Source organism: uncultured Algoriphagus sp. (genome assembly GCF_963974835.1).
Classification (GTDB): Bacteria; Bacteroidota; Bacteroidia; order Cytophagales; family Cyclobacteriaceae; genus Algoriphagus.
On sequence record NZ_CAXBET010000008.1, the window covers coordinates 117,769 to 130,174 of the forward strand.

Sequence of the window (12,406 nt, forward strand, 5' to 3'; positions counted from 1 at the left end):
TATTTTTTTTAAAAAATCTGTAAGGAATCAGACATTTCATGGTCTAAAGAATAAAAAACTTACAACATGAAAAAATCTCTGATTCTTTACATTCTCTTTTTCGGATTTATCACCCTCTCTTATTCCCAAAACTCTTTTGACGCCAAAGTCTCCGGATCTGGCCCGGCTATTATTTTAATCCCTGGACTAGCTTCCTCAGGTAATGTTTGGAAGGAAACAGTAGCCGAACTTAGCAAAACAAACACTTGCCATGTGCTTACCCTACCTGGTTTCGCGGGACAGCCAGCCACTGATGTGAGCACAGGATTTCTTCCAACAATTAAAAAGGAGATTGCTGCTTACATCGGGCAGCTCGACGAGCCAGTCATACTAATAGGCCATAGCCTGGGAGGTTTTTTATCCCTTCAGCTTGCCAACGAGCATCCCGATTTAATTTCAAAAGCAGTCATTGTAGACTCCTACCCATTCTATTCTGCAGCTATGAACCCATCGGCCAGTGTAGAATCCATTGAGCCCATGGCAAAGCAAACAAAGTCTATGATAGCAACCGCAAGTGACGCAGATTTTAATGCGCAACAGGCAGCAAATATGCCCATCATGACTTCCACAGCATCCAGAATTCCTGAGTTGACAGAATGGTCAACCAAAAGTGACCGAAATACCATCGGGCAAGCGATCTACGAATTGATGACTACGGATTATAGAAAAAACCTTAGCACCCTCAAGACTCCTATACTTGTTTTGGGAGCTTGGTATTCTGCAAAGGACTATGGGTTGACCTCAGAATCTGTCAAAACCAATTTTGAACAGCAATATCAATTTGCAGAAAATGTACAGATCGAAATGGCTCCTACAGCTCATCACTTTATAATGTGGGACAATCCTGAATGGTTTATGGATCAAATTCAGAACTTCGTCAAATGAAGCACAGTAAGGAACTAGCGTTCGAAAGCCTTTACAAATCCCATAAAGACAAGATCTTTCGACTTTGTCTGGGTTTTGTAAAGGATCCAGAACTGGCTCATGACCTATTTCAGGAGATACTGATAAAAATCTGGCGGCATCTGGAAAGCTTTCGAAACCAAAGCGACATCAGCACCTGGATTTATAGGATTGCGTACAACACCGCCATTACATTTTCAGCCAAAGAAAAAAACAAGCCAGAACAATCCGATCTTCCTAAAGGAATGGATCTCGCCGAACCTGAAAACCATAGTCAGGAAAAGGAACTACAGCTTCAAAAACTTTATGAAGCTATCAATTCACTTGCAGAAACTGACAGGGTAATTGCTACGCTGCTTTTGGAAAACACTGCTTACAAAACAATCGCTGAGGTGACGGGAATCTCCGAAAACTATGTGGCGGTAAAGGTAAACCGCATCAAATCCTCACTTACTCAAATGCTCAATCCCCATGGAAAATAATTTCGAAGACATGCAAAAACTTTGGCAGGCGCAGAAGCCTGTGGAATTTGACCTGACCGGCTTGATATCCGGACTTAAAAAGACTGAAGCAAAGCAAAAAAGAGAGTTGATCTCCATGCTAATCATCACTCCGCTGACAATAGGATTTCTTTTTTGGTCTATGCCATGGAAGGAAAGCCGTGGAATTGAAATCAGTTTGTACATCATCGCATTTGCCATGATCTGGGTATTGGTTATGGCACTAAGATCTAAGGTGAGTAAAAATGACTCCAGTGAGCGTTTCAGCAATGAGGACTATTTAAAGACACAGATCAAAAAGCTGCACTTCAGATATGAGATTGCCAAGAAGTATATGCATGGTTACACCTTTTTGCTTTTGCTAGCACTCAACATTTGCTATTACATTTTACTTGAACCTTTAAGCGCCATCTCAAGAATAGGAATACATCTTGCCTTAACTCTCATTGTGGGCGGATTTATGTTTTGGCAAATAAAGAAAAAGGTGAAAAAATACGATAAGGAACTGAAGCCGCTAATACATCAGATGGAGGGAATGCTGGAGAGGAAAGTGGATTAAGTAATGAAACTCATGGAAAATGGAAAAAGGTAGCTCAAAATGGGTTCAAGTCTTCAGATTTGGACCTTTTTTAATGCAATCTTTAGACTGCAATTGAATCAGTCTTTAATAAAAAGTCTCAACTATTTGATGTAGCCTATTACATCAAAGCACTAAATAGCTTAGATCGAAAGATTTTTCGCCCCTACATATGCATCCAACAAATAAACATTCACACTTCTAAAAACCTCAAAGGTTAAGAAAATAAAAAAGCCTTATTTTCACGTCTTAGAATTAACACCCTTCTTTGATGCAAAAACGCGCTTTCCTCAAATCACTAGGACTTCTTTCAGCTTCACTCCCACTTGTTTCCTGGGATTCAGCCCACCCTGCTTATGATCCAAAAACTCTTTTGCCTAAGGCGATCAAAAAAGGAGATACGGTAGGTTTGATTTCCCCTTCAGCTGCCACGGCTGACAGAATGCAATTCACATTTGCGAAGGAGGCATTGGAAGCTCTGGGATTTGAAGTGAAACTGGGTAAGAGCCTGATGAACCGCTATGGGCACCTGGCGGGAACGGATGCTGAACGAGCGGGTGACTTAAATGAAATGTTTGCTGACAAAGATGTGAAAGCAATTGTGAGCATCCGGGGTGGATCCGGTGCTGCCAGAATTCTTCCTTTGATCGATTACAAGTCCATCTCCAAAAATCCAAAGCCACTATTGGGATATTCTGATATCACGGCATTACACTGTGCTATTCATGCCCAAACGGGATTAATTACTTTTCATGGGCCAATGGGTTCCGGAAGTTGGAATAGCTTTAATGTGGAGCAATTTGAAAAAGTCTTCTTTAATCAGGAGAAAATTACCTATCAGAATATCCATCCCGAAAGTGATGATTTGGTAATCAAAACAAATCGTATTCAAACGCTAAAAGGTGGAAAAGCTGAAGGGAAAATTTTGGGTGGTAATCTGACTGTTTTAACTGCGATCTCGGGTTCTCCTTATTATCCTGATTTCAAAAACGCTATTCTATTTATTGAAGACGTTGGGGAAGATCCTTACAGAATGGACCGGATGATGAGCACATTGAAACTTAACGGCACGCTGGATCAAATCAAAGGCTTTGTTTTTGGGCAATGCTCTGAATGTGAGCCCGGTGGCGGATATGGATCCCTTACCTTGGATCAGGTGCTGGATGATTATATTTTACCGTTGAATATTCCAGCGTATTCTGGCGCGATGATTGGGCACATTTCAAAGCAATTTATTATTCCGGTAGGCGGGAAAGTTGCCATTGATGCAGACCAGGGAACCATTTCACTACTCGAGTCCGTATTTCAGTAAAAGGACTCATTTTAGAATAAGTTTAATCCAAAATTCTATGTGTCCATAACCATCATTTTGAAACACATGAAATTTACAATTCTCACATTGGCTATCCTTGGAATATTTTCCTGCAACAGCACCAAAAATATGCAACCTGACGACTCAGACAATCCGATGACAGAAAACCCTGCAAATGATAGCAATCAGCTCAGTTATCTGGCTCTTGGAGATAGCTATACCATAGGTGAAGGTGTAAGCGACGCAGGAAGATATCCTGTTCAATTGGTAGACCGACTAAATAAAGAAACTAATAAGGAATGGGCAATGCCTAAGGTAATTGCGCAAACTGGTTGGACTGTCGATGAATTGGAGAAAGGAATCAACCGGGCAGATGTTGAGGGAAACACCTATGATTTAGTCACACTTTTGATTGGAGTAAATAATCAATACAGAGGCTATCCTATTTCAAAATTTGAGGAAGAATTTGAAAACATTCTTTTACGGGCTATCCGATTTGCCGGAGTGAATTCCAATCATGTGATCGTTGTTTCTATTCCTGACTGGGGGGTTACTCCTTTCGCCAACCAAAGCGGCAGAGATAAAGGCAAGATAGCCGACGAAATCGATGCTTATAACCGCATAAAGGCTAAAATATGTGAGAAGCACGATGTAAAATACATTGATATTACTCAGGACTATCGTGCAGTAGGAGCACAGCCCGAGATGCTTGCTGAAGACGGTTTACATCCGAGCGCTAAAATGTATGAGAGATGGACTCAAAAACTATTTGATGAAGTCAAGACAGTTTATTAAAGAATATCTACGATCGGTAAATTCAAAAATGAAGAAAAACAATTCATTACCTCTTAATATTTTAAGGTTGTAAACAGAATATTGCTTACTAAGAAACAATTATTATCACATTAAATCGAGCCGTCCACAAGCCGAATTATATGATTGACTAGCCTGAGCGAGATTTCTATATGGCAGCTGAAAAACAAGTAATAACATATGAAAAGTATTCTATTTTTTTTAATCAGTACGATAATGGCAGTAGCAACGAGCTGCGAAAAAGAAGGGGAAACGCAAACTGAAACTTGGTGGATCAATAGTGTCCGGGTGGATTGTGTCGGTGTAGGACCTATGACATGCTACCAAATTCAGAAAGGTGAAAAACTTGGAGATGAAGAGTGGCAATTATTTTACAGTTCTATCAAAGGCTTTGATTATGAACCGGGTCATATCTATCGGATAAAGGTGAAAATAACAGATAAAGAGGCACCAGTTCCTGCTGATGCTTCGTCAAAAAATTATGAATTGGAAGAAATTCTGAGCAAGGAATCAGACCCTTCATTACGTTTGACAAATATCTGGAAAATCGTAAAAGTAGGAGGTATTGAAAACCCGACCGGTTTTAAAAATAAGGAAGCGTTGACATTTGAGTTTGATGCTTCTAAAAGAACTTATGTAGGAAATATGGGTTGCAACTCTGTGCGTGGGGAAATCACCGAAAACAATGGGGAGAAATTAGTTTTAGGCCCTGGAGCTTCTACCAGAATGGCTTGTCCGGATATGTCTGCTGAACAGGCAATTACTAAAGCGCTCACTGATACGCGTGGATATACACTTGAAAACAACCAACTTTACCTTTTGAATGAGGCAGGGGAAACTTTAATGACTTTCCAAGCTGTAGATTAGAGTCATACTTACCTTCCGTAAAAGATTTCTTTAGAAATTATTAGTATGGCAGGAAATGTGACAATAGAAAGGTAAAGAAAGTAGCCTTAATTTTACCGTTAACCCGAATTAACAATTATTAGAAAGCGCTCGAGAACAGGTATTTATTATAATTAAAAAAATGAAGATCATTTGCATTGGCCGAAACTACGCGGCACATATAGAGGAATTAAAAAATGAAACTCCGGGTAATCCGGTAGTTTTCCTAAAACCTGATACAGCACTTTTAAAAGATGGAGCGCCATTTTTCTACCCGGATTTCTCCAAAAACATCCATCATGAAGCTGAGTTGGTTTTGAAGATTTCGAAGCAGGGGAAATACATTCAGAAGAAATTCGCACATCGCTACTACGATGAGATTGGAATTGGGATTGACTTCACCGCAAGAGATCTACAGGATCAATGCAAAGCGAAAGGCTTGCCATGGGAAATAGCAAAAGGATTTAACGGCGCGGCACCTATTGGAGGGTTTAAGCCTGCAGATGATTTTGAGGATCAAAAAAATATAGACTTTCACTTAACTATCAACGGTGAAACCCGTCAAAAAGGCAACACATCACTCATGCTGTTTGACTTTGGCACCATCATAGAATATGTATCCCAGTTTTTCATGCTGAAAAAAGGAGACCTTATCTATACTGGCACTCCTGCAGGCGTTGGCCCAGTGCAGATTGGCGATAAGTTGGAAGGATTTATTGGTACGGAAAAACTGTTGGATTTTGAGGTTAAGTAATTTAAGATACGCTTTCTTATTTCTTGGATTGTTGAATACGCTTATTCTGGATGCCCAGGAAGTAGACAAAGGATATTTCAAAAACCCAATCAGTCCAGGGACCAGAAATTATCTCGCTGGCAATTTTGCCGAGTTAAGACCAAATCACTTTCACACAGGATTAGATTTTAAAACGGGCGGCCAGGAAGGTGTTCCAATTTTGGCTGCAGCCGATGGCTGGGTTTATAGAATCAAAGTTTCTTCTTTCGGATATGGCAATGTGATTTACCTTAAGCATCCAAATGGCAAAATCACGCTTTATGGGCACTTGAGAAATTTCAATACAGAGCTTAGCAATTACATGCGGAAGAAAATGTATGAAGCAAAAGCAACTGATCTGGAAGTATATCCAGCCCCAGGTGAGCTTCCAGTGAAGCAAGGCCAGAGAATAGCAGATAGCGGAAATACAGGCGGATCAGGTGGACCACATTTACATTTTGAGATCCGTGATAGTTTGGAAAGAGCGATGGATCCTCTCCTATTTGGCTTTCCAGAAATCTTGGATAAAACTGCTCCCGTTCCTCAGAGTATAGCCATTGTCCCACTGGATATTGACTCCCGAGTCAATGGCAAATTTGCCAGACTGGAAGTAACACCAGTGGCTAGCGGATCAAACTATCGTCTTCCCAATGACATCAAAATCACAGGGAAAGTCGGTCTAGAAATCCGGAGCTACGATCAATTGGATGGTGCGAGTAACAAAAATGGCTTTCCGACTTTTGAACTGACAGATGACAAAGGCAAAGTTTTTGATTTGACAGTTGACAAAGTTGATTTCAACTTTACAAGGCAATTTCTACAGCATACATATCAAAACCGTTTTACCAGACTTTATTATCAGAAGAATTTAAAGTTCGAATTTATGACTCCAAATTCTGAGGATGCTGGTCATTTGGCACTGGAGCCTGGAGTAAAGAAAGACTATAAGCTAAAGCTGCGTGACGCACATGGAAATGAGCGGATGATCAGCTTTACATTGCAAGGTCAAGATCTGGAAACAAACGTAAATGATGGTTCAGCTCCTTCCAAAGCAACACTGGATTACATAAATAATATTTTAAAGATCAAAGCCCCTATTTCTCCAAAAGGTGGATTGGCCAAGTTTCAGGTCGGAGCAAATTCCTTTGAAATGCTACCTGCTTACCAGGATGGCAACAGTCGTACCTATCTATGGGATATGGAATTTGGAATTCCTGAGAAGATCGATATCTGTTCAGAAATTCTGGATCCAGGCATTACTGCTCTCATAGCCGCAGGCAAAGAAACCTCTTACTATGACAATCTTGTCCAGATGAACTTCAATCATGAGACAGTTTTAGATGATCTATTTCTGAGAGTTACTAAGGCTGGATCTGCCAGCGTACCGAAACTCATAGTAAACGACAACCGGGAATATCTTTGGAATGCAGTAAATATTCTGTGGAATGTGCCAGAATACACAGGAAACAAAGATCGCTCGCATGCCTATTATACATCTGGGGGTGGAAAATCCTTTCTAGGAGGAACTTGGGATGGGGATACTTTGAATTTTGGATCTAGATATTTAGGCGAAATTTCAATTTTGCAGGATAATAATAAGCCAACGATCCAAGTAATCAAAGCAAATTCTTCCGACTTACGCTTTATAATTCGCGATGATTTATCAGGCATTGACAGCTACGAAGCCTATGTAAATGGCAAATGGGTGCTGATGAGATACGAGTATAAGCAATCAGTCATTTGGTCAGAAAAACTCGAAAATGTGCCTTTCAAAGGAGAAGTTTTGCTAAAAGTTTCCGATAAAGCTGGAAATACTGCTGAATGGAAAGGAACGATTAATTAAATTAGGCGCTTTAAACAAAAGAATATGCTACTACAAGAAGGCCAAATGGCCCCAGATTTCGAAGCGAAAATTGAAACAGGAGAAACGATCAAGCTTTCTGACTATCGAGGGAAAAAAGTGGTCCTCTATTTTTATCCTAAAGATGCTACTCCAGGATGTACTGCGCAAGCATGTAATCTGAGGGATAACTACGAAGACTTACAAAAAGCCGGATATGTGGTTTTTGGCATCAGTTCAGATCCTGAGAAATCACATGTAAAGTTCAAGAAAAAGCAGGAACTTCCTTTTTCTCTGATCGCTGACACTGATCTAAAAGTACACGAAGCTTATGGCACTTGGCAGGAAAAGAATACATTTGGTAAAACCTATATGGGAACCGTCAGAACAACTTTTGTCATCGATGAAGAAGGCAAAATCTCTGAAATAATAGAAAAAGTAAATACAAAAGACCATACCTCTCAAATCCTTAAATAGACCTATCCGAAATGGAAAAACAAACAATCGAACAACTCGAAAGTACCGCTTCACAGGTACGTAGAGACATTCTTCGCATGGTGCATGCGGTTCAGTCAGGACATCCTGGCGCTTCACTTGGTTGTACGGAGTTCTTCGTAGCACTATATTTCAACCAGCTGAATCACGATCCTAGTTTTAAAATGGAAGGAAAAGGTGAAGACCTGTTTTTCCTCTCCAACGGCCATATCTCACCAGTTTGGTATAGCGTATTATCCAGATCAGGATATTTCCAACCAGAAGAAATGGATTCCTTCAGAAAACTGAATTCCAGACTGCAAGGTCACCCTGCCACGGAAGAAGGGCTTCCGGGAATCAGAATTGCATCCGGATCTCTTGGACAAGGGATGTCTGTAGCAATCGGAGCTGCTCAGGCTAAGAAAATTGACGGAGATGACAGCACAGTATATGTATTGATGGGTGACGGAGAACAGGAAGAAGGTCAGGTATGGGAAGCTGCAATGTATGCTGCCCACTGGAAAGTGGACAATCTAATTGCGACCATAGATCTTAACAGACAGCAGATCGATGGGCCTACAGCTGAGATCATGAACTTGATTGACTTAAGAGCAAAATATGAGTCATTTGGCTGGGAAGTGGTAGATACACATCAAGGCAATGATATGAAGTCGGTGATTGAAGGCCTCGAGAAAGCTAAAAATCTAACCCGTCAGGGTAAGCCAGTGATGAATTTGCTTCATACCGAAATGGGTTATGGAGTCGATTTTATGGTTGGCACGCATAAATGGCATGGTGTTGCACCAAGTGACGAGCAACTTGTAAGTGCTTTGGATCAATTACCGGAAACCATTGGGGATTTTTAATCCACGCATTTTTAGACCATTTACTCAAAAAAAATCATGGAAAAGACATTGGATTTAAAATTCAACTATACAGAAAAAAAAGATACACGTTCGGGTTTCGGTGATGGCTTCCTGGAAGCTGGCCGCAAAAACCCAAATGTGGTAGGACTTTGTGCCGATTTGATAGGTTCATTGAAAATGGGAGCATTCCAAAAGGAATTCCCGGAAAGATTCTTCCAGACAGGTATCGCAGAAGCTAACATGATGGGCATCGCCGCTGGTATGACTATCAATGGCAAAATCCCGTTTACAGGCACTTTCGCTAACTTCTCTACCGGACGTGTTTACGATCAAATTCGCCAATCTATCGCATACTCTGGCAAAAATGTGAAAATCTGTGCTTCCCACGCAGGATTGACATTGGGAGAAGATGGAGCTACGCACCAGATTCTAGAGGACATGGGCATGATGAAAATGCTTCCTCATATGACTGTAATTAATCCTTGCGATTACAATCAGACGAAAGCTGCTACCATTGCAATTGCTGATTATGAAGGTCCTGTTTACCTCAGATTCGGCCGTCCTTCCTGGCCTATTTTCACCGATCCTGCTCAGAAATTTGAGATAGGAAAAGCTTGGAAGATGATCGAAGGAACTGATGTAACCATTTTTGCTACTGGCCACTTGGTTTGGGAAGCGGTGGTTGCTGAAGCAATGTTAAGATCTGAAGGTATTTCTGCTGAAGTGATCAACATCCATACAATCAAGCCTCTTGACGAGGAAGCAATTCTAGATTCAGTAGCTAAAACTGGATGTGCTGTAACTGCAGAAGAACACCAATACAATGGTGGTCTTGGAGATAGTGTGGCTCAAACATTGGCAAGACACAATCCTGCTCCGGTAGAATATGTAGGCGTAAATGATAGCTTTGGTGAGTCTGGCACTCCTACGGAATTATTGGATAAATACGGACTTGATGCTGCAAATATTGTAGCAGCTGCTAAGAAAGTATTAGCGAGAAAGTAAGATTATTATTAAAGCTGCTTCTGAAAAAGCAGTTTGCCATACAAGAAACCACAGCTTTTAAGGATGCTGTGGTTTTTGCTATTATTTGTTAAAAATAGAAGAAGAAAGGATCGGACATTTATTTTGGTCAGACAATTGAATTGCATTTCTTTGAATAAGAATTAACTAGCTTTACACACCCAAAAGTGATGTTTATTCCTCCCACTACCCTCGCCTATTTCAAATGATAAAGCTTACTAAAGACATAAGTATTCAAAAATTAACTTATGAAGATCAACCTGAGTTGATAGAACTGATGCGGGAAATCTATATCCCATCCTACAAGCACATTTGGTCTGACACGGGTGAATGGTACCTAGAACAAATGTATAATCCTACTACTTTTCAAAATGACTTGGACAATCCAAACAGCCATTATTATTTTGTGATTTATGAAGGGTGGAAAATTGGCATTTTAAAATATAGCTATCCTGAATCTCCTGCTTTGATTAATTTTCCAAATTCATTACATCTGCACAGAATTTATATCAGCAAAGAATATCAGGGAAAAGGCATTGCTGCCCAACTCATGAAAATGGTGGAATCGATCTCAAGAGAACGCGGACTTAAATACATGTGGCTGGAAGTGATGGATACACAATTGCAGGCTCAGCGTTTTTATAGAAAGATGGGGTTTGAGTGGATTTTCACTTACCACTTAGAATACAAAAAGTTACTTCCAAAATATCGTGGAATCCAGATATTAAGAAAGACCTTAAGTTGATTTAGCCGTATGTTTCAGATCACCTGATTAGGGCATTATTTTTAAATAAAGCTTCGATCAACTATTTTTAGAAAAAAGCGACATGCTAAAATCAGCACTATATTCACTTTTTGTAATTGTTGTAGTTTCTTCGATAGTTCTGTATTTCTGCAAGGAAGGTCAGGAAAAGTCTTCTCTCAAATCTAGTAAGGACCAAAACTTTGCAAGTCTAGCCTCCTTTTCCTCACCAATAGTAAAGATGGAAAAGGAAGAATTGGTCGGAGTATATTTCATGCCTTCCTGGAATACCTCGCCGGACCCATCAGTGGACAGGGATAGTTTTTGGTCCTGTCTTACCGGAAGAGGAGATTGTTCAAGTCTTCAAAACACAGGGATCTGGGGGCCAAAAGGAAGGATCTATAATGCTAAATATCCTTACGAAGGACCGTATCTTGATAAAAAGCCGATCAAAGAACTGAAAGGTTTTTACAAACGGGATGATCCTGAAGTGGTAAAAAAGCAATTGGAATACATGAAGAGCTATGGCATTGATTTTTTTGCTTACAATTGGTTTTTTGGAAGACATTATTTTTATCATTTGAATTTTGGACCACAGTCCAAGATCTACTATCCAAAAGGATGGAAGAGTAACAACAATAGAGATGGAAGAGTGGAAGTTCCCGGCTTGGTGGAATGGGGAGACCAACTGAAAGTATTACTGGAAGTAAATGCCAGCCTGCCAAATGAAAAGCAAATGAAATGGGCAATCAACTGGTGTGATGACAGTGATGAGCGATGGAAGCTTTGGCTTAAAGTAGGAGCACCGGAGGAAATGGCCCGCAAAGCAAACTACGAAGGCGAAAAACCTGATAAGAATCTATACCTGAAAGTTCATGAGAAAATCACCCAACTTTGGATTGATGAATACTTTAGCCGAGGAGATTATTTAAAAAGCAAAGAGGGTAAGCCAATTGTCTATTTCTACTTTCCGCAGGATGCTGAATCTAGGGCAGCTTATTATGGTCTTAAACTCAAAGATTTACTAGATCTTTCACAGAAAACTGCAAAGAAATCAGGTCTTCCAGGAATCAAATTTATAGCTGTGGCTTCCGGACCAATGCTGGAGAATGAGCGTATCTACGGACTTCCCACGAAGTGGAAAGCCACAAATCCCGATAAGCCCTGGCAAGGTGGAGAATATCAAAATCGCCAATTGCTTCAGGAATATGTCCCACGCCTGAAAAGCATGGGATTTGAAGGAATGACTGCATATGTATATCACAACTTCATGAATAAAGACAATAAGTCGTTTGCCGATATGCGTGAAACTTACAAGGGGCATTGGAATATGTGGAGTGAGAAATTTAAAAATGACCCGGATTTTGAATATCAGGTTCCTACAGCTATGGGTTGGGATATGAGACCTGCCGGAGGAACTTGGCCACAGCCATCAGGATTCCCAAGCGAACCACAAAAAGACAAAGTCCACAGTGATAAACGCTCTTTCACAGCTATGCTGAAAGATGCTCAGCAAGTATCAAAAAAATATCGTTCCAGCAACGGAAATACGGTAATGATCTGCTGCTGGAACGAGTATCTGGAAGGAAATTATATAGAGCCAACTGAAGGGCACGGGTTTGATTACCTGGAGGCAATTAAATCCGTTTTCGGAAATTAA

Annotated in this window: 13 protein-coding genes; all 13 read left to right on the forward strand. The window is 40.4% G+C overall.

The genetic code is table 11. The annotated features are described in order from the left end of the window. Nucleotides 1–66 precede the first annotated feature (66 nt). The 13 genes from AACZ73_RS15595 to AACZ73_RS15655 all read left to right on the forward strand — a co-directional run bounded on the left by AACZ73_RS15595 (nt 67) and on the right by AACZ73_RS15655 (nt 12,406). Nucleotides 67–924 (forward strand): alpha/beta hydrolase, encoded by an 858-nt coding sequence (locus tag AACZ73_RS15595; RefSeq protein ID WP_339879251.1) that lies wholly within the window; start codon nt 67–69, stop codon nt 922–924. Next, entirely contained in the window at nt 921–1,424 is a 504-nt protein-coding gene (locus AACZ73_RS15600) for a sigma-70 family RNA polymerase sigma factor (protein WP_339879253.1), read from the forward strand. The genes AACZ73_RS15595 and AACZ73_RS15600 overlap by 4 nt, the downstream gene beginning before the upstream one ends. Further along, nucleotides 1,414–2,001: a hypothetical protein gene (locus tag AACZ73_RS15605; RefSeq protein ID WP_339879255.1), complete on the forward strand. Its 588-nt coding sequence runs from the start codon at nt 1,414–1,416 to the stop codon at nt 1,999–2,001. The genes AACZ73_RS15600 and AACZ73_RS15605 overlap by 11 nt, the downstream gene beginning before the upstream one ends. Nucleotides 2,002–2,290: 289 nt before the next feature. Then, nucleotides 2,291–3,331: an LD-carboxypeptidase gene (locus AACZ73_RS15610; protein WP_339879257.1), complete on the forward strand. Its 1,041-nt coding sequence runs from the start codon at nt 2,291–2,293 to the stop codon at nt 3,329–3,331. Between the two features lie 66 nt (nt 3,332–3,397). Continuing rightward, on the forward strand, nt 3,398–4,126 hold the full coding sequence (locus AACZ73_RS15615) for an SGNH/GDSL hydrolase family protein (RefSeq protein WP_339879259.1): 729 nt from the start codon (nt 3,398–3,400) through the stop codon (nt 4,124–4,126). A gap of 234 nt (nt 4,127–4,360) precedes the next feature. After that, nucleotides 4,361–5,011, forward strand: a complete 651-nt coding sequence (locus AACZ73_RS15620) for a DUF4377 domain-containing protein (protein ID WP_339879260.1) — start codon at nt 4,361–4,363, stop codon at nt 5,009–5,011. A gap of 160 nt (nt 5,012–5,171) precedes the next feature. Next, the gene (locus AACZ73_RS15625) at nt 5,172–5,783 is read left to right on the forward strand and encodes a fumarylacetoacetate hydrolase family protein (protein WP_339879261.1); all 612 of its coding nucleotides are present in this window, start codon (nt 5,172–5,174) and stop codon (nt 5,781–5,783) included. Further along, nucleotides 5,770–7,644, forward strand: a complete 1,875-nt coding sequence (locus tag AACZ73_RS15630; protein WP_339879262.1) for a M23 family metallopeptidase — start codon at nt 5,770–5,772, stop codon at nt 7,642–7,644. The genes AACZ73_RS15625 and AACZ73_RS15630 overlap by 14 nt, the downstream gene beginning before the upstream one ends. A 24-nt stretch (nt 7,645–7,668) precedes the next feature. Further along, nucleotides 7,669–8,118 (forward strand): thioredoxin-dependent thiol peroxidase, encoded by a 450-nt coding sequence (bcp, locus tag AACZ73_RS15635; protein WP_339879263.1) that lies wholly within the window; start codon nt 7,669–7,671, stop codon nt 8,116–8,118. 11 nt (nt 8,119–8,129) lie between these two features. Further along, complete coding sequence (locus AACZ73_RS15640; RefSeq protein ID WP_339879265.1) at nt 8,130–8,981, forward strand: transketolase; 852 nt, start codon at nt 8,130–8,132, stop codon at nt 8,979–8,981. Nucleotides 8,982–9,017: 36 nt separating this feature from the next. Next, a complete protein-coding gene (locus AACZ73_RS15645) occupies nt 9,018–9,986 on the forward strand; it encodes a transketolase C-terminal domain-containing protein (RefSeq protein WP_339879266.1) in 969 nt (322 codons plus the stop codon). A 223-nt stretch (nt 9,987–10,209) separates the two neighbouring features. Continuing rightward, nucleotides 10,210–10,749: a GNAT family N-acetyltransferase gene (locus AACZ73_RS15650; RefSeq protein WP_339879267.1), complete on the forward strand. Its 540-nt coding sequence runs from the start codon at nt 10,210–10,212 to the stop codon at nt 10,747–10,749. 82 nt (nt 10,750–10,831) lie between these two features. Then, complete coding sequence (locus AACZ73_RS15655; RefSeq protein ID WP_339879268.1) at nt 10,832–12,406, forward strand: glycoside hydrolase family 99-like domain-containing protein; 1,575 nt, start codon at nt 10,832–10,834, stop codon at nt 12,404–12,406.